A 17,494-nucleotide genomic window follows, 5' to 3' on the forward strand; every position below is an offset into this window, starting at 1 on the left:
CGGGGCCGGGGCACGGAGTAGGCACCCGGCCTACACCGTGTCGATGATCTCCTCGAACGCGACCTCGGCCGCGCCCAGCAGTTTGGCGTCCCGCGCGAGTGACGAGCGCTCGACCCTGACCCCGCCGAGCGCGCGGCTGACCATGCTGCGCTGCCGCACCGCACCGGCCACGTCGTCGAGCACCGCGTCGGGCAGGTCCGTGAACAGATCTCCGAGGACGACCAGTTCGGGCCCCAGCAGGTTCACGACGTTCACGAGCCCGAGCGTGAGCCACTCGGCCAGCTCCGCGAGGCGTGAGCGGGCCAGCTCCGGGGTGGCGTCCAGCTCCCGGAGCTCGACCCGCACGGCCCCCCGGGAGCTGCCCTCAGGCAGTCCCAGGGCGCGGCAGAAGGCGGCCTCCCCCACCTCGGTCTCCCAGCAGCCCCTGCTGCCGCAGTAGCAGTCCCGGCCCCGGGGATTGACCACCATGTGCCCGAGTTCGCCGACGTAGCCCGTGGTGCCGCGCAGCGACGCTCCCTCGGCGATGACGCCGCCCCCGACTCCGATGTCGGCCGACACGAACACGACGTCGCCGGAGCCCTGGGCCGTGCCGCGCAGGTACTCGGCCAGCGCACCGAGCTCGGCGTCGTTGCCGACCACGACACGGGTGTCCAGGACGGCGGCGAGCCGCTCGCCCAGCGGCACGTCACTCCACCGCAGGTTCGGTGCCTCGTGGACGTGCCCGTCGAGCCTGCGCACCACACCCGGCACCGAGACGCCGCACCCCGCCGGACGCACGCCCAGGTCGGCCGCGAGCAGCGCGGTCGACTCGGTGATCCGGGTCAGCACCTCGGTCGGCGTCCTGGTGCGCCGGTGCAGATTCCAGCTGTTGCGCCCGAGGATCTCGCCCCCGAGCCCGACGAGCGCCAGCGCGACGTGTTCGACCTGGATATCGACGGCCAGGACGACGGCGGCCTCGGGCTGCGGCAGCACGAGCAGCGACGGCCTGCCCGCCTGCCTGCCCGGCCGGGGCACCCGCTCGACGACGACTCCCGAGCCGGCGAGCCCGTCCACCAGAGCCTTGATCGTGCTCCGGTTGAGGCCGAGCTCGCCAGCCAGCTCGGCTCGCGTGCTCGGCCCGCCGAGATGCAACCGGCGTAACAGACTGGCTCTGTTGTACCGGCGCACCTCGTCGGGCCGGGCCACGGGCGTGCTGGTCACAGCTGTAATCGTCGCATCACGCTCCTCACCGTGACCCCGCGGCCGCGCGGCGGCGCGACACCGCGTCGACCGTCGCGGCGAGCAGCAGCACCAGGCCGGTCACGATCGACACCACGGCGGCGGGCTGCTTGAGCAGGCCGAGTCCGTTCGACACCACGGCGAGCACCGTGCCACCGATGACGGCGTCCGAGACCCGGCCGCGGCCACCGAACAGCGACGTGCCGCCGATGACGGCCGCGCCCACGGCGAACAGCAGCGTGTTCAGGCCGCCTGCCTGCGGGTCGACCGAGCCGACCTTCGAGGAGTACACGATCCCGCCGAGCGCGGCGACGGAGGAGCAGACGACGAACACGCTCGCACGGATACGGGTCACGTCGACCCCCGCGCGGCGCGCCGCCTCACGGTTGCCGCCGACGGCGTAGATGTGCCTGCCGTAGCGCGTGCGGTTGAGCACGAACATTCCGGCGGCCAGCAGCGCGAGCACGATGGGCACCACGTACGGCACCCCTCGGATTTCGACGATCGGGTTGGGCGAGCGGTCGACCGTCAGGAGGATGGTGGTCACCAGGCCGATCACGGCGAGGCTGCCCACCTTCAGCGCGACGATGGGAGTCGGCTGCGTGACGAGGCCGCGCCGCAGCCGCCGCACGTGCCTGCCCAGCGTGACGGCCGCGAAGCCGCCGACCGCGACGACGAACAGCGCCCAGCTGCCCACCACCGACAGGTTGCCGTTGGCCACCGCGTTGAGCACCGGCGAGGTGGAGATGCCCAGCACGCCGCCCTCGCCGATGAGCTGGAGGATCACACCCTGCCAGGTGAGGAACAGCGCGAGTGTCACCACGAACGCGGGCATACCGACCCTCGCGACGAGGAATCCGGTGATACAGCCGATGGCCGTGCCCACACACAGCGCGAGCAGGATCTCGATCCACGGGTTCGCCGTCAGCCCCGACACCGCGATGACGATGCCGACCACCGAGATGACGGCGCCCGCCCAGATCCGCAGCAGGACGGCCAGCACCGCGGCGAGCGCCAGCACGGCGTTGAAGATCACGAACACGGTCGAGCCCATGCCGCCGAGCAGGTTGCCGTTCTCGACGAAGTGCATCGCGAGCACGGCGGCGGCCGCGCCGGAGGCCGTCCCCGCCGACAGGTCGATCTCGCCGACCAGCAGGACGAACACGATGCCCATCGCGATGATGGTCTGGCCGGCGCCCTGAGCGAGCAGGTTGGCGAGGTTGTTCAGCGACAGGAACACGTCCGACAGCGCCGCGAACATCACCGCGAGCGCCACGAGTCCGAGCAGCGCGGGCAGGGAGCCGAGCTGGCCCGCTCGCAGCCGCGCGACGTAGTCGCGCACGGCCTCGGAGGTGGACATCGCGGTGGTGTCGATGCCGAAGTCGGAGATCGCCGCGCTCTGTCGCGCGGTGGAGGTCTGAGTCATCACGGGTCCTCTTGCTGGGTTCCGGTCACAGGGCCGCGTTCTCGGGTCGGGCGAGACCGAGGTCGCCCGAGCGACCCGCGGTGATCAGCTCCACCACCTGCCCGTGGGTGACGTCCTTGGTGCGGACCTCGGACACGAGACGACCGAGGTAGAGCACGGCGATCCGGTCGGCGACCTCGAACACGTCGGCCATGTTGTGGCTGATGAGCACCACGCCCAGTCCCTGTTCGGCGAGCCTGCGCACGAGATCGAGGACCTGCCGGGTCTGGGCCACGCCGAGCGCGGCGGTCGGTTCGTCGAGCAGGACCACGGAGCTGTCCCACAGCACCGACTTGGCGATGGCGACGGTCTGGCGCTGCCCACCGGACAGCGCCGCGACCGGGGTGCGCACGGACTTCACCGTGCGCACCGACAGCGAGGCGAGGGTCTGCCGCGCCGCCTCCTCCATCCCGGCCTCGTCGAGCAGCCAGGCGCTGCCGCGTTCCCTGCCGAGGAACATGTTCTGCACGATGTCGAGGTTGTCCGCGAGGGCCAGGTCCTGGTACACGACCTCGATACCGAGGTCCGCCGCGTCCTTGGGGGTCCGGATGGTGACGTCCCGGCCCTTGTAGCGCACGCTGCCCGAGTCGGCGGCGTGGATGCCGGCGATGCACTTGACCAGCGTGGACTTTCCCGCGCCGTTGTCGCCGACGAGGGCCGTGACCTCGCCCGGCCTGACGAGGAAGTCCACGTCGTGCAGGACGTGAACGGGCCCGAAGCTCTTGTTCAGGCTCCGCAGTTCGAGCACGGCGTCACCGGCGCCGGTTCCCTCGTCGTTCACGAGTTCGGTCACGGCCGACCTCACCCGATCCCGAGTTCGGAGCAGACGTCGGCGACGTCCTTGATGCAGACGTCCTCGGCGGAGACGTAGCCCTCGTCCACGACCCGCTTCACCGAGTCCTTCGTGATCAGGTACGGCTCCAGCAGGACCGACGCGACCTCGCGGTCGCCCTCCGGGTCCTCGCTGACGTCTCCGGCGATCTCGTCGGCGGCGGCCGTGTCACCCTCGGCCAGCGCGGCGGCGAGCTTGGCCGTGGCCTCGGCCTCCTCCTTGACCGGCTTGAACACGGTCATGTACTGGTCGCCACGCAGGATGGCGCGCAGCCCCTCGGCCGTGGCGTCCTGACCGGTGACGGGCACCGTGCCGTTGAGGCCGTACTTGCGCAGCACCGTGATGACCGCGAGGGCGAGCCCGTCGTTGGCGGCGACCACGCCGTCCACCTCGCCACCGTTGGAGGTCAGGATCTGCTCGAACACCTGACCGCCCTCCTGGTTGTTCCAGTCGTCGATGGGCTGGCTCTGCACGAGTTCCAGGTCCCCGGAGTCGTAGAGCGGCTGCAGGACGTTGCGCTGGCCCTCGTGGAACAGCGTGGCGTTGTTGTCGGTGGGAGCGCCCTCGATCTCGATGACCTGGGCGCCGGGCTCGTCCTCGAGCGCCTGCGCCATGCCCTCGCCCTGCAACTCGCCGACGCGGACGTTGTCGAACGACACGTAGTACTCGGAGCTGCCGCCGAGGTTGAGCCGGTCGTAGTCGATCGTCGGGATGCCCGCGGCCTGCGCCTTGCTCGCGACGGCGCCTCCGACCTCGCTGTTGATCGAGGCGATGACGAGCACCGACACGCCCTGGGCGATCATGCCGTCGGCCAGGGTCGAGAACTTCTGCACGTCGCCCTGCGCGTTCTGGACGTCGGGCTCGAAGCCCTCGGCCCGCAGCGCCTCCTCGAGCATCGGCTTGTCGAAGCCCTCCCAGCGGGCGGAGGATGCCGTCTCGGGCAGGATCACGCCCACCGTGCCGAGCTCGCCGTCGCCCCCCTCGGCCCCCGAGGCGGAGTCGTCGGAGTCGCCGGAACCCCCTCCGGCGTTGGCACCGCAGGCCGACAGGATGAGCAGAGCACCGAGCGCGGCTGCGCTGGCGCGGAGTGGGAAGCGTCGTCGCATCGTCACACCTTCTTCGGGCGGGGAACGGGGAAATGTTGTGCGCGACAACATATGCGCCCGATCACAGCGAAGGGAAACCTGTATCGATACAGGACCCTGCCTCGAGACGTAACCGTGATGTGGTGCGCGGGGCGCGGAACCGGAAGTCGCGAGCTACCAGGACCGCAGCGTGGCGATACGCTCCTCGAGCTGTTCCACCGTCGCCATCGCGGTCGGGGGCCCGCCACAGATTCGCCGCAGGTCGTTGTGGATCGCGCCGTGCGGCTTGCGGGTCCGGTGGTGGTACAGCCCCACCAGGGTGTTCAGTTCCTTGCGCAGCGACTTGATGCGCTCGTTGACCGACGCGGGCCTCGGTGCGGCCTCGGGTTCACGCTCGGCCTTCGCCGGTTTGCGCCGCTCGGCGTCGGCGAGCTGCTCGGACTGCCGTTTGCGCAGCAGTGCCCGCATCTGCTCGGCGTCCAGCAGACCGGGCAGGCCGAGGTACTCCTGTTCCTCCTCGCTGCCCGAGAACACGGCCGTGCCGAACGAGTTGCCGTCGTAGATCACCTGGTCGAGCTCGGCCGAGGCGCCCAGCGAGGTGAACGCCTTCTCCTCCTCGCCGCGCTCGTCGTCGGTGCGGTTGGCCGCGACGATCAGCTCGTCGTCCCAGCCGTCCTTCTCGCGGTGCGGCTTGCCCAGGACGTGGTCGCGCTCGGCCTCCAGCTCGCTCGCCAGCTCCAGCAGCACCGGCACGCTCGGCAGGAAGATGCTCGCCGTCTCCCCCTGCCGCCGCGACCGCACGAACCGGCCGATCGCCTGGGCGAAGAACAGCGGGGTCGAGGCGCTCGTGGCGTACACGCCGACGGCGAGCCTCGGCACGTCGACACCCTCGGACACCATGCGCACGGCCACGAGCCAGCGGTCGCGCGACTCACCGAACTCGGCGATGCGCCGGGTGGCCTTCGGGTCGTCCGAGAGCACCACGACCGGCGCCTCCCCGGAGATGCCGGCCAGCAGCTTGGCGTAGGCACGGGCCTGCTCCTGGTCGGTGGCGATGACCAGCCCGCCCGCGTCGGGGATGCCGCCCGCGCGCAGCTGGGTCAGCCGGGTGTCGGCCGCCTGGAAGACGGCGGGAATCCACTCACCGCCGGGGTCGAGCGCGGTCCGCCACGCCCTCGCCGTCTGCTCGGCCGTGAGCGGCTCACCGAGCCGCGCCGAGAACTCGTCCCCCGCGCTGGTGCGCCACGACGCCTCCCCCGAGTACGCGAGGAAGACCACGGGCCGCACGACGCCGTCGGCCAGCGCGTCCGCGTAGTTGTACGCGTGGTCGGCCCGGCTGCGCAGCGCCCCGTCGGTGTCGGGCTCGTACGTCACGAACGGGATCGGCGTGTCGTCGCTGCGAAACGGCGTCCCGGTCAGCGCCAGCCGCCGCACGGCCGGGGTGAACGCCTCCGAGACCGCGTCACCCCACGACTTCGCGTCACCGGCGTGGTGGATCTCGTCGAGGATCACCAGCGTCCTGCGGTTCTCGGTACGCACCCGGTGCAGGTTCGGGTGAGCCGCGACCTGAGCGTAGGTCAGCGCGACACCCTGGTAATCCGACGAGGTGACGCCGGTGGTGTTGCGGAAGTTCGAGTCGATCGCGATGCCGGCGTGCTCGGCCGAGGCCGCCCACTGGTGTTTGAGGTGCTCGGTCGGCGTGACGATCGTGATGGCCTCGATGGTCCGGTCGGACAGCAGCTCGGCCGCCACCCGCAGGCCGAACACCGTCTTGCCCGCACCCGGCGTCGCCACGGCGAGGAAGTCGCGTGGCTTGCGGGTGAGGTACTTCGTCAGCGCGCGGCGCTGCCACGCGCGCAGCGGCCGAGCCGTCGCGTCGTGCGCGGACTCGGGTGCGGCTGTGACGTGGCCGTCCGCGCCTTCCCGGGCCCTGGCGGTCTCCGACACCGACGCTCCTGCTCCTCGACACACGCACATGCGAAAACCCCCACCACGGGTGGCCGGCTGCCGCGCCGGGGTCGGTGAGGGTGCCCCGGCAAGCCTACCTGGCAGCCCGCCGCTGGGCGCCGAAAGGACACGCCGCAGGGGTGGCCGCGCCGATCACCGCGGGATGGACCATGCTTGAACCCGCGATGCACACGCGAAACGGCGGCACCAGCGACGGCGAGGGGGAAGGCCGGCCCTCGCCCCCGGCCAGGCGCAAAGGTCCCTTGCTCCTGGTGCGCCGCACGTTGAACAAGGCGTGGGCGGGCAACATCTTCTCCGAATCGGCCGAGGCCGCGTTCTGGCAGACGCTGTCGCTGCCGCCACTGCTGCTGGGGCTGCTCGGCAGTCTGGGATTCATCGGCGACTGGTTCGGCGAGAACATCGTCCGCCAGGTGCAGGACAAAATCATCTCGTTTTCAGAGACGATCTTCAGCCGCAGCGTGGTCGGCCAGATCATCGAGCCGACGGTCAACGACATCCTCACCACGGGCAAGGGCGAGATCGTGTCCGTCGGATTCCTGATCTCGCTGTGGGCGGGATCGTCGGCGATGTCGTCGTTCGTGGACGCCATCACGGTGGCGCACGACCAGTACGGCGTGCGCAACGAGGTGTGGCAGCGGATCTTCGCGCTGTTGCTGTACCTGGCCAGCCTGGTCCTGCTGGTGATCGGGCTGCCGATCATCGCGATCGGGCCCGACCTGCTGCCGGAGTTCTTCCCCGTCGAATGGCAGCCCACGATCGCGCACTGGCTCGGGGTGTTCTACTTCCCCACCGCCGCGGTGCTGCTGGTCGTCGCGCTCGCCACGCTGTACAAGCTGGCGCTGCCACGCAAGCTGCCCTGGCACCGGGGCCTTCCCGGCGCCGTGCTCGCGATGGTGATCTTCCTGCTGTCCAGCGTGGGGCTGCGCTTCTACATCAGCTGGATCACCACCACCGGCTACACCTACGGCGCACTGGCCACCCCGATCGCGTTCCTGCTGTTCACGTTCTTCATCGGGCTGGCCATCGTCGCGGGCGCCTACTTCAACAGCGCGATCCAGGAACTGTGGCCCGCGAAGATGACGCGCAGGCAACGCCGGAAGTGGCGGCGGCTGGAGATGGAGCGGGTCACCGAGCGCATGCGGGAGGAGGCCGCGGCGGGAGAGCGCGCGACGCTGTGGCAGCGCACCACCCAGCCGCTGCGCAGGCCGAAGCGATCCGAGAGCACTGCCGACGACGGTCCCGCCGCCGCACCCCGAGACGGTTCCGGGCCCGGCGCGGACACCGACACCGGGCCCGACACCGAGCCCGACACCGAGCCAAGCACGAGCACCGAGCCCGACACCGGCTCTCACACCGGCTCCGGGGCGGAGCCGCCCCCGGAGCGGCCGGTGGAGACACCGCACCGGCACGAGCAGCACTGAGCCGGTGCCGCGGCGCGTATGCCGCGAAGGCCACCACGGCAGCGCGGGGCCGCTACGCGGTTGGCTCAGTCCCCGCCGCCGGGGGGCATGCCCTCGAAGATGCGCTTGCAGTCGGGGCACACGGGCGAGCCCGGCTTCGGTGACTTCGTGACCGGGAAGACCTCGCCGCAGAGTGCCACCACGTGCGAACCCGTGACCGCGCTCTCGGCGATCTTGTTCTTCTGCACGTAGTGAAACATCTTGGGCGCGTCGTCGTCCGTGGTCTCGGTGCTCTCCGGACGGGTCTCGACTTCTGGCAGCGTCGTGGTACTCACGCCCTCCATGATGCCCCATGCGGCGCCGCGAGTTCGATGGGCGAGGATGCACCCTCGTGAACACACAGCACGGCCCCATCCTGACGCTGTCCGCCGACGTGGCCGACGCGATCGCCGGCGGGCGGCCGGTCGTCGCGCTGGAGAGCACCCTGCTGTCCCACGGGCTACCGCCGGGTCGCAACCTGGCGGTGGCACGCCGCCTCGAACGCACGGTCCGCGACGCCGGGGCGGTCCCCGCCACGATCGCCGTGCTCGACGGAACCGCACGGGTGGGCCTCACCGACGCCGAGCTGGAGCGGGTCTGCGCCCCGGACGCCGGGCTCGACAAGCTCTCGCTGCGCGACGTCGGCGCTGCCGTCGCGCTGGGCCGCTCCGGAGCCACCACCGTGGCGAGCACGGCCGCGCTGGCCGCCGCGGCCGGTGTCGCGGTGTTCGCGACCGGCGGGCTGGGCGGCGTTCACCACCCGGTCCCGGGCGAGTCGGTGACGTGGGACGTCTCCGCCGACCTCGCCACGCTGGCGCGCACGGGCGTGCTGGTGGTGTGCTCGGGGATGAAGTCGATCCTCGACATCGCCGCGACCCTGGAGGTGCTGGAGACGCAGTCGGTCCCTGTGCTCGGCTACCGCACCGACGACTTCCCGGCGTTCTACCTGCGCTCGTCGGGCCATCGCGTGCCGCACCGCGTCGACGACCCCGCGCGGGCGGCGGCCGTGGTCGCCGCCCACCGGCGGTTCTCGGATTCCGGGGTGCTGCTGGCCAACCCCGTGCCGGGTGAGCACGAACTCGACCGCGCCGTACACGACCGCCTGCTGGCCGAGGGACTCGAACTGCTGCGGGAACGCGGCGTCAGCGGGTCGGACGTGACCCCGGTCCTGCTGGAGCACTTCCACACCGCGAGCGGCGGCGCGAGCCTCGACGCCAACGAGGCGCTGGTGGTGGCCAACGCGGCCCTCGCGGGACAGGTGGCAGGCGAACTCACGACGCTCGCGGAACGCACCCGATGAGGGTCGCGGTCGTGGGTGACGTGGGCCTCGACATCGTGGCCCGGCACGACGAGCCGATCGTCTACGGCGGCGACGCGCGCGCGGCGGTCACCGTCACCGGTGGCGGTGCCGGGGCGAACACGGCGCTGTGGCTGCGTGAGAGGGGAACCGAGACGACGCTGGTGGCGCGGGTCGGCGACGACGCGGGCGGGCGCCTGCTGCGCGGCGAACTGGAGACCGCGGGAGTGCGCTGCGCCTTCGCCCTCGACGAGGACACGGCGACCTGCTGTGTCGTGGTGCTCGTCGACGGCGACGGGCAGCGCACCATGTTGCCCGACCGGGGCGCGAACAAGCGGTTCCGGCCGGCCGACGTGACCGACGAGGCACTCGCGGACGCGCGGCACCTGCACCTGTCCGGCTACGTCCTGCTGGACCCGTCGTCGCGCGAGGGGGGTCTCGCGGCGCTGGCCCTGGCCCGGCAGCGGGGTATGACGACGTCGGTCGACCCGCAGGCCGCCGCGCTCCTGCACGATCCCCGGGCTTTCCTGGCGGACGTGCGGGGTGTCGACCTGCTGCTGCCGAACGCGGACGAGCTGCGCGCGCTCACCGGGTCCGCTGAGCCCGGGGCCGCCCGCTCACTGCTCGGCACGGTCGGCGCGGTGGCGGTCACGTTCGGCCTCGACGGCGCCGCGTGGGTGGACGGCCACGGCATCGTGACCGCGAAGGCCGAGGACGCTCCGTGCGTGGACAGCACGGGAGCCGGGGACGCCTTCGACGCCGGAGTGCTCACCGCGTGGCTCGCGGGCGAGTCGCCGCGGGAGACATTGCGGCACGGCGCCGTGCTGGGCGCGCACGCCGTCGGGAAGGTGGGCGCCCAGCCGTGAGACCGGGCGCCCGCACGGCGCGTTCAGTTCCGGCCGGAGCCGGAGCCGGAGCCGGGCTCCGGGTCGGACGAGTCGATCACGCGGTGCTGCCCGTCCTCCAGCGACGGGGCCCGCCGCCGGTACCGGCTCACGGACTCGGACTTGCGGGGCGGGCGGTCGTTCGCGATGAGCACCGCGACCCACGGCAACGGGATCGACAGCACCAGCAACGCCAGCGCCAGCCACCAGATCTGGTGGAAGACCCCCGCCAGCACCAGGCAGGGGAACCGCATGCCCATCATGAGGATGTACTTGCGCCGCCGCGCGGCCTGCTCGTCCTCGTAGGAGGGCGCAGCCTCGGTGATCAGCACCGGAGCAGCGTGCCTGTCGTGCTCGTTCACCGCTTCACCTCCACGCTCCATGCTCCCACCGGGCGGCCGATGCTGACAGCCGGGCGTCGCGCCGAGAACACGCCGATGCGGGCCGTGCGACGATAACGACCGTGAGCGATACCCTCCCCCAGTTCTCGTCCGAGGTCTGCGCCCGGTTGCGGGACGCCTTCCGGGCCGCCCGCTACGACGCCGACGGCGTGGTCGGCGTCCTGGGCGCGCAGGCCCACGCCGCGCTGGGTCGCGGCGAGCCGGAGCCCGCACGCCGGGCCAGTCGCGACGCCGGTGCGCTGGGCGTGCTGATCCGGCTCTTCCTGCTGGGCGACACCGAGCCCACCGACGCGGTGCGCACGGCGCTGGATCCGCTGGCGCTCGACGACGCGCTCGGCACCGGGCTCGTTCGGCCGGGTGACGGCGACGGACTGCGCGCCGGTTTCGACGTGCGCCCGCACGGTGACGAGGACACGAGCTGGTGGGTGGTCTCGGACCTCGACCCCGACCAGGCGGGCGGGCCGGTTTCGCCGGACCACGTGCTCGGGGTCGGGCACGCCTCGCTGAGCCTGGTGCGCGCCACCAGCCGCCGTCCGGTCGGCAGCGTGCTCGATCTCGGCACCGGCAACGGCGTCCAGGCGCTGCACGCGGGCAGGCACGCCGGGAAGATCACCGCGACCGACACGTCCGCGCGGGCGCTGCGACTGGCCGAGGCGACGTTCGCGCTGAACGAGCTGGACGTGGAGCTGCTGCGGGGCGAGTGGTTCGCGCCCGTGGCGCGGCGCCGATTCGACCGGATCGTCTGCAACCCGCCGTTCGTGGTCGGCCCGCCGAGGGTGGACTACGTGTACCGCGACTCGGGTCTCGCGGGGGACGACGCCAGCGCCCTGCTCGTGCGCCAGCTTCCGGGCTTTCTCACCGACGGTGGCACCGGGCACCTGCTCGCCTCGTGGCTGCACGTCCGCGGCGAGGACTGGGCCGACCGGGTGGGCCGGTGGCTGCCCGCGGGCACCGATGCCTGGTTCGTGCAGCGCGACATCGCCGACCCCGCGCTGTACGTGGGGACGTGGCTTCGCGACGCCGGGATCGATCCCCGCTCCGCCGAGGGCAGGGCCAAGTCCGGCGCGTGGCTGGACTGGTTCGCCGAACACGACGTGGAGGGCGTCGGGTTCGGCTTCGTCACGCTGCGCCGCACGGACGAGGCGCCCACCGTGGTGTGCGAGGACCTGCGGCACGCCTACGACGATCCGCTCGGCGAGGAGGCGGCGGCCTGGCTGGATCGCGTGGCCTGGCTGCGCCACCACGCCGACGACCTGCTCGACGCGACCTACCGGGTGCCGGACACCGTCGCGCTGGAGCGGGTCGACGCGCCGGGCGACGACGGCTGGACCACGACGGTGCGCCGGCTGCACCGCGGCGACGGGCCAGGCTGGACGCACGAACTGGACGAGCTCACCGCCACGCTGCTCGCGGGCTGCCGGGGCGCGCTGCCGATGGCCGACCTGCTGGAGCTGCTGGCCGCGGCGCACGGCGAGGACGCCGCGACGCTGCGCGATGCGGCGCGGCCACTGGTCGCCGAACTGGTGCGGCACGGGATGCTGGAGGTGTGCCGATGAGGGCGGTGGTCTCGCGGGTCACCGAGGCCGCCGTCACGGTGGACGGCGACCTCGTCGGGGCGCTGGAACGGCCCGGACTACTCGTGTTGCTCGGGGTCCACGCCGACGACTCCGAACAGCAGTGCGCGACGATGGCTCGCAAACTGCACGAGCTGCGCGTGCTGCGCGACGAGGAGTCGTGCGCGAGCACGGAAGCGCCCCTGCTGGTCGTCAGCCAGTTCACCCTCTACGGGGACACGCGCAAGGGACGGCGCCCCTCCTGGACGTCCGCGGCCCGGCCCGAGCACGCCGAACCGCTCGTCGACGCCGTGGTGAGCGCGCTGCGGGAGCGGGGCGCCACCGTGGCGACCGGCCGATTCGGCGCCATGATGTCGGTGCACAGCGTCAACGACGGACCGTTCACCGTGCTCGTCGAGGTGTAGCACGCCGGCGGCCAACTCGGTGACACGCACGAGCACGCTCCGTGGATGCCCTGCGTGAGTCAGTCAACACGGAGTCATCTCCGGGAACGATTCGCCTTACCCCGACGTTGACCCCAATGTCCAGCCGTGGCGCTGGGCACGCGGGGCGGGTTCCACAGGCTCGTCGTGCGTGGCAGAAGCAGGCGTGAGCGAAGCACGACACGTCAGCCCGTTGACCGGGGAGGCAAGATGTCCGTCCAGACACTGGAACGTGAGGCTCGCGGGATTCGCGAACGGAGCATTCCCGCGCCAGCCGATGACGTGGTGATGCCGGTGGCCGTCGAGGAGCCCGACCTCGACGCCCAGGGCCCCGCCGCGGACCTGGTGCGTGTGTACCTCAACGGGATCGGCAAGACGGCGTTGCTGACCGCCGGGGAGGAGGTCGACCTCGCCAAGCGCATCGAGGCCGGCGTGTTCGCCCAGCACATGCTCGACTCGGCGGGCGAGTTGTCCCGCCAGCGCAGGGCGGAGCTGGCGGCGGTCGTGCGCGACGGGGACCGCGCCAAGACCCACCTGCTCCAGGCGAACCTGCGTCTCGTCGTGTCGCTGGCCAAGCGCTACACGGGGCGGGGAATGCCGCTGCTGGACCTGATCCAGGAGGGCAACCTGGGGCTCATCCGCGCGGTGGAGAAGTTCGACTACACCAAGGGCTTCAAGTTCTCCACCTACGCCACCTGGTGGATCCGCCAGGCCATCACCCGGGGGATGGCCGATCAGGGGCGCACCATCCGCCTGCCCGTCCACCTCGTCGAGCAGGTCAACAAGCTCGCGCGTATCAAGCGCGACCTGCACCAGCGGCTCGGCCGCGAGGCCACCAACGAGGAACTGGCCGCAGAGTCCGGTATCGCCGCGCACAAGGTCTCGAACCTGCTCGACCACGCTCGCGACCCGGTGAGCCTGGACATGCCGGTGGGCACCGAGGAGGACGCCCCGCTGGGCGACTTCATCGAGGACTCGGAGGCGACCGACGCCGAATCCACGGTGATCTCCACCCTCCTGCAGGACGATCTGCGCCGGGTGCTCGCCACGCTCGACGACCGCGAGCAGCAGGTGATCCGGCTCCGCTACGGCCTCGACGACGGGCAGCCGAGGACGCTCGACCAGATCGGCAAGCACTTCAGCCTGTCGCGCGAGCGGGTGCGGCAGATCGAGCGGGAAGTCATGTCGAAACTGCGGCACGGCGAGCGCGCGGATCGCCTGCGCGCCTATGCCAGCTGAGCAGGGCCACCGCTTCTGCTCGCGGTAGCGGGGCGGGGGCCACACATCACCCGGACGTCGCGTTGACGTGCGGCGCGGAACACGAGACGGTCGAGATCGCTCACGCGGTCTCGACCGTTTTCCGTCTCCGGGCTCCGTGGTCTCCGCCGCCCGGTCCCAGGGAGAACGAGCGGGCCCCGCGGGGGTGCGGTCCTCGCGACCGGTTCGACCGGTCGCCTGCCCGGAAGGTCGGGCCCGCCACGGTGGGTCCGACCTTCCGCCCGTGGTGATCTGCGTCGCGCGGCGGCGTGGGCTCGCCCTGCGTGACGAGCATGCGCGATACGGTCCGGGGCGTTGTTTCGCCAGTCCCTGTGATCAGCCCTGATGACGCGCAACGGAGCCCGAGCTGTGACTGTGACCTCTCCAGGGCCGGGGTCGTCCCCCGCCCGCACCACCCGCGACTTCCACCACACCGACGTGCTGCCCCTGAGGCAGGACACCAGTACCGAGTACCGCCTCGTGACAGCCGACGGCGTGCGGGTCGTCGAGGCCGCGGGCAGGACGTTCCTCCAGGTCGATCCCGAGGCGCTGACGCTGCTGGCGCGCACCGCCGTCACCGACATCCAGCACCTGCTGCGCTCGTCACACCTGGAGCAACTGCGGTCCATCGTCGACGACCCCGAGGCCAGCGGTAACGACCGCTTCGTGGCCATGGACCTCCTGCGCAACGCCGCGATCTCGGCAGGCGGTGTGCTGCCGATGTGCCAGGACACCGGCACGGCCATCGTCATCGGCAAGCGCACCGAGGGCGTGCTCACCGGGGGCGACGACGAGCGGGCCCTGTCGAAGGGCGTGTTCGACGCCTACCAGGAGCTGAACCTGCGGTACTCGCAGCTCGCCCCGGTGTCGTTCTGGGAGGAACGCAACACGGGCACCAACCTGCCCGCGCAGGTCGAGCTGTACCACAAGGACTCCGGCACCGAGGGCGACCCGAGCTACGAGTTCCTGTTCATGGCCAAGGGCGGCGGCAGCGCCAACAAGACGTTCCTGTACCAGGAAACGAAGGCCGTGCTGAATCCGAAGCGGCTCGCGCGCTTCCTCGACGAGAAGCTGCGCGGCCTCGGCACGGCGGCCTGCCCGCCGTACCACCTGGCGATCGTCGTCGGCGGCATGTCGGCCGAGTACAACCTCAAGGTGGCCAAGCTGGCGTCCGCCCGGTACCTGGACGAGCTGCCCCGCGAGGGCTCGGAACTCGGCCACGGCTTCCGTGACGTCGAGCTGGAGCAGCAGGTGCTGGAGATGACCCGGCAGTTCGGCATCGGCGCGCAGTTCGGTGGCAAGTACTTCTGCCACGACGTGCGGGTGATCCGCCTGCCCCGCCACGGAGCGTCGTGCCCGGTCGGCATCGCGGTGTCGTGCTCGGCCGACCGGCAGGCCAAAGCCAAAATCACCCCGGAGGGCGTGTTCCTGGAGCAGTTGGAGCGCGACCCCGCGCGGTTCCTGCCCGAGGTCACCGCCGACGAGCTGTCGGAGGAGGTCGTCGAGGTCGACCTCACCAGGCCGATGTCGCAGATCCGCGAACAGCTGTCGAGCCTGCCGGTGAAGACGCGGCTGAGCCTGACAGGACCGCTGGTCGTGGCTCGCGACATCGCCCACGCCAAGATCGCGGAACGGCTGGAGGCCGGCGAGGAGATGCCGCGGTACCTGCGGGATCACCCCGTCTACTACGCGGGACCCGCCAAGACCCCCGACGGCTACGCCTCCGGTTCGTTCGGCCCGACCACGGCGGGGCGCATGGACTCCTACGTGGCCCAGTTCCAGGCCGAGGGCGGGTCGATGGTGATGCTCGCCAAGGGCAACCGCTCGGCGAAGGTCACCGAGTCGTGCCGTGCCCACGGCGGGTTCTATCTCGGATCCATCGGCGGCCCCGCCGCGAGGCTCGCCCAGGACTGCATCAGGAAGGTCGAGGTCCTGGAGTACCCCGAGCTGGGGATGGAAGCGGTGTGGCGCATCGAGGTCGAGAACTTCCCCGCGTTCGTCGTGATCGACGACAAGGGCAACGACTTCTTCGCCGACACCTCGGAACCGGTGCTGCAGATCTCGTTCCGGCAGTAGACGCACGCGGGTGTCCGGTGGGCGCGTTCCCACCGGACACCCGTGGCTTCGCTGGTCTCAGTAACGGCCACTACACCCGAGCGGGCGAACGTCATAGCGTAAAACAAGACGATGTCCCTCCCGGGACGAGCCACACAGCGATGCGGAGGTGAATCCCGCCATGCGCGACAACAACTGGACTCTCTGAGTGCGTACTCATTGGGTGGAGTTGGCAGACGGTGCTGCCACACGTGACCACGCGGCCCATGCGGCTGCGGCGATCGCGACGCCAAGTGCCGCGGCGATGCCAATCACCCAGGTCGGTGGCAGGACCTGTGCGGCCAGACCGGCGGCGATGATGCCCAGCCCTTGGGCTGCGCGCAGGGATGCGATCGCGAGTCCGACAGCTTGACCGCGGTGGCTGTCGGGCACGGTCTTGACATAGGTCGCCTGGGTGATCATGTCGTGTGCGCTGAAGGCGCCGCTGGCAGCCCACAGCAAGACCAGCACGATGAGATGTGGTTGCCACACGGTCGGTATGAGCATGAGGCTGGTGGCAAGCGCCATCGGCCCCAGGAGGGCGAGTTGGCGCTCGGGGCGTATTCGCTTGAGCGCCAACATGCCCAGCACGGTGCCGATGGGGTTGGCCGCCAGCAGCCATCCGGCTCCGGTCGTTCCGGCGCCGATCTCCTCTGACATCGGCACGGCGAGACCTTCGGGGACCACATAGAACCCGGAGAGGCAGGCGATCAGCAGGAGTATCCGCAGCTTGGGGTCGCTCGCGACAATGCGCCACCCTGCAGTGATGGTGTGCCACCGGCCGTCGCGGTGTGCGGTCGCGCGGCGTGCGGGTTGGTGTGGGGCCATGCCACACCTGATGACCAACGCTGAGACGGCGAACGTCGCTGCGTTGATCAAGAGTGCGTCGTGGTAGCCGAGAGCGGCCACGACGCTGGCGCCGACTCCGAATCCGATGACCAGGGCGGTTTGGTAGGTCATCGACATGACCCCCAGGCCCAGTGCGAGTGCGTCGCTGTGCAGAACGCTGGGCATCGCGGCCTGCCGCGCGGCTGAGAATGGCACAGCCACCAACTGCACGCCGACGAGCAAAGTGATCTGTACGCCCAACGGCATACCCGGGATAGACATGGCGGCAACGAGGCCCGCGCGGAGTAGGTCGGTGACGACCATGACCGTGCGTCGGGAGTACCGGTCAGCGAGCCCGGACAGGAAGGCCCCGCCGATCAGGTCAGGTACGTAGCTGACGGCGTAGGTCAGCGCGCTCAGTCCTGCTGAGGCAGTGCGGTCGAAGACCAGAACGGTCAAGGCGACGCGGGCCAGCTGGTTTCCGGCCACGGAAAGCGCGTGCGCCAGCCACAACCAGCGAAATTCCGCGACCGCGAATAGTGACCGGTAGGTGACACCCTGCGTCTCCATAGGGGCACAGTGTGCCGATGTTCTCGCGTGCGCGGGCGGAGATCAAGAAAGTCGTGCGCTGTGATGCTGAGCAGCCTGGTGCCTGCGCGCGTCAACAGCTGGGTCCTTGCCGTCTGCGCCAGGCCGTGAAGCACAGTCGGTGTTCGATGACGCACGCGGG

General features: G+C 71.0%; 15 protein-coding genes. 7 read left to right on the forward strand and 8 right to left on the reverse strand.

The window, feature by feature from the left end:
- Window positions 1-30: 30 nt before the first annotated feature.
- From FFT09_RS04870 to FFT09_RS04890, 5 genes are all read right to left on the reverse strand, one after another.
- The gene (locus FFT09_RS04870; protein ID WP_081190909.1) at window positions 31-1,200 is read right to left on the reverse strand and encodes an ROK family transcriptional regulator; all 1,170 of its coding nucleotides are present in this window, start codon (window positions 1,198-1,200) and stop codon (window positions 31-33) included.
- Between the two features lie 25 nt (window positions 1,201-1,225).
- On the reverse strand, window positions 1,226-2,644 hold the full coding sequence (locus tag FFT09_RS04875; RefSeq protein WP_138381930.1) for a sugar ABC transporter permease: 1,419 nt from the start codon (window positions 2,642-2,644) through the stop codon (window positions 1,226-1,228).
- A 25-nt stretch (window positions 2,645-2,669) separates the two neighbouring features.
- Window positions 2,670-3,476 carry an ATP-binding cassette domain-containing protein gene (locus tag FFT09_RS04880; protein WP_024874556.1) on the reverse strand — a complete coding sequence of 269 codons (807 nt, stop codon included), beginning with the start codon at window positions 3,474-3,476 and terminating at the stop codon, window positions 2,670-2,672.
- 8 nt (window positions 3,477-3,484) lie between these two features.
- Window positions 3,485-4,621, reverse strand: a complete 1,137-nt coding sequence (locus FFT09_RS04885) for a sugar ABC transporter substrate-binding protein (protein WP_081190910.1) — start codon at window positions 4,619-4,621, stop codon at window positions 3,485-3,487.
- A gap of 153 nt (window positions 4,622-4,774) precedes the next feature.
- On the reverse strand, window positions 4,775-6,547 hold the full coding sequence (locus FFT09_RS04890) for a DEAD/DEAH box helicase (RefSeq protein ID WP_024874558.1): 1,773 nt from the start codon (window positions 6,545-6,547) through the stop codon (window positions 4,775-4,777).
- A gap of 170 nt (window positions 6,548-6,717) precedes the next feature.
- Between FFT09_RS04890 and FFT09_RS04895 the strand changes: the two genes are divergently transcribed.
- Window positions 6,718-7,989 (forward strand): YihY/virulence factor BrkB family protein, encoded by a 1,272-nt coding sequence (locus FFT09_RS04895; RefSeq protein WP_138381931.1) that lies wholly within the window; start codon window positions 6,718-6,720, stop codon window positions 7,987-7,989.
- Window positions 7,990-8,054: 65 nt separating this feature from the next.
- On the opposite strand, the gene FFT09_RS04900 is transcribed toward FFT09_RS04895, so the two are convergent.
- The gene (locus FFT09_RS04900; RefSeq protein WP_176218226.1) at window positions 8,055-8,312 is read right to left on the reverse strand and encodes a DUF3039 domain-containing protein; all 258 of its coding nucleotides are present in this window, start codon (window positions 8,310-8,312) and stop codon (window positions 8,055-8,057) included.
- An 8-nt stretch (window positions 8,313-8,320) separates the two neighbouring features.
- On the opposite strand from FFT09_RS04900, the gene FFT09_RS04905 reads away from it, so the two are divergent.
- Window positions 8,321-9,307, forward strand: coding sequence for a pseudouridine-5'-phosphate glycosidase (locus FFT09_RS04905; RefSeq protein ID WP_138381932.1), 987 nt, complete (start codon window positions 8,321-8,323; stop codon window positions 9,305-9,307).
- Window positions 9,304-10,170, forward strand: coding sequence for a carbohydrate kinase family protein (locus FFT09_RS04910; RefSeq protein ID WP_138381933.1), 867 nt, complete (start codon window positions 9,304-9,306; stop codon window positions 10,168-10,170). Before FFT09_RS04905 ends, FFT09_RS04910 begins: the two co-directional genes overlap by 4 nt.
- Before the next feature lie 23 nt (window positions 10,171-10,193).
- Here the strand turns inward: FFT09_RS04910 and FFT09_RS04915 are convergent, their stop codons facing one another.
- The gene (locus FFT09_RS04915; RefSeq protein ID WP_081190913.1) at window positions 10,194-10,571 is read right to left on the reverse strand and encodes a DUF3099 domain-containing protein; all 378 of its coding nucleotides are present in this window, start codon (window positions 10,569-10,571) and stop codon (window positions 10,194-10,196) included.
- Window positions 10,572-10,651: 80 nt separating this feature from the next.
- On the opposite strand from FFT09_RS04915, the gene FFT09_RS04920 reads away from it, so the two are divergent.
- The 4 genes from FFT09_RS04920 (at window position 10,652) to FFT09_RS04935 (ending at window position 15,918) form a co-directional block, all read left to right on the forward strand.
- Window positions 10,652-12,145, forward strand: a complete 1,494-nt coding sequence (locus FFT09_RS04920; protein ID WP_138381934.1) for a N5-glutamine methyltransferase family protein — start codon at window positions 10,652-10,654, stop codon at window positions 12,143-12,145.
- A complete protein-coding gene (dtd, locus tag FFT09_RS04925; protein ID WP_138381935.1) occupies window positions 12,142-12,567 on the forward strand; it encodes a D-aminoacyl-tRNA deacylase in 426 nt (141 codons plus the stop codon). The genes FFT09_RS04920 and dtd overlap by 4 nt, the downstream gene beginning before the upstream one ends.
- A 228-nt stretch (window positions 12,568-12,795) precedes the next feature.
- Window positions 12,796-13,824 carry a sigma-70 family RNA polymerase sigma factor gene (locus FFT09_RS04930; protein WP_081190916.1) on the forward strand — a complete coding sequence of 343 codons (1,029 nt, stop codon included), beginning with the start codon at window positions 12,796-12,798 and terminating at the stop codon, window positions 13,822-13,824.
- A gap of 387 nt (window positions 13,825-14,211) precedes the next feature.
- Window positions 14,212-15,918 (forward strand): fumarate hydratase, encoded by a 1,707-nt coding sequence (locus FFT09_RS04935; RefSeq protein ID WP_138381936.1) that lies wholly within the window; start codon window positions 14,212-14,214, stop codon window positions 15,916-15,918.
- Between the two features lie 195 nt (window positions 15,919-16,113).
- Here FFT09_RS04935 and FFT09_RS04940 read toward each other — a convergent pair whose 3' ends face one another.
- A complete protein-coding gene (locus FFT09_RS04940) occupies window positions 16,114-17,334 on the reverse strand; it encodes an MFS transporter (protein WP_138381937.1) in 1,221 nt (406 codons plus the stop codon).
- Window positions 17,335-17,494 lie beyond the last annotated feature (160 nt).

The organism is Saccharomonospora piscinae (assembly GCF_005862235.1).
Taxonomy (GTDB): Bacteria; Actinomycetota; Actinomycetes; order Mycobacteriales; family Pseudonocardiaceae; genus Saccharomonospora; species Saccharomonospora piscinae.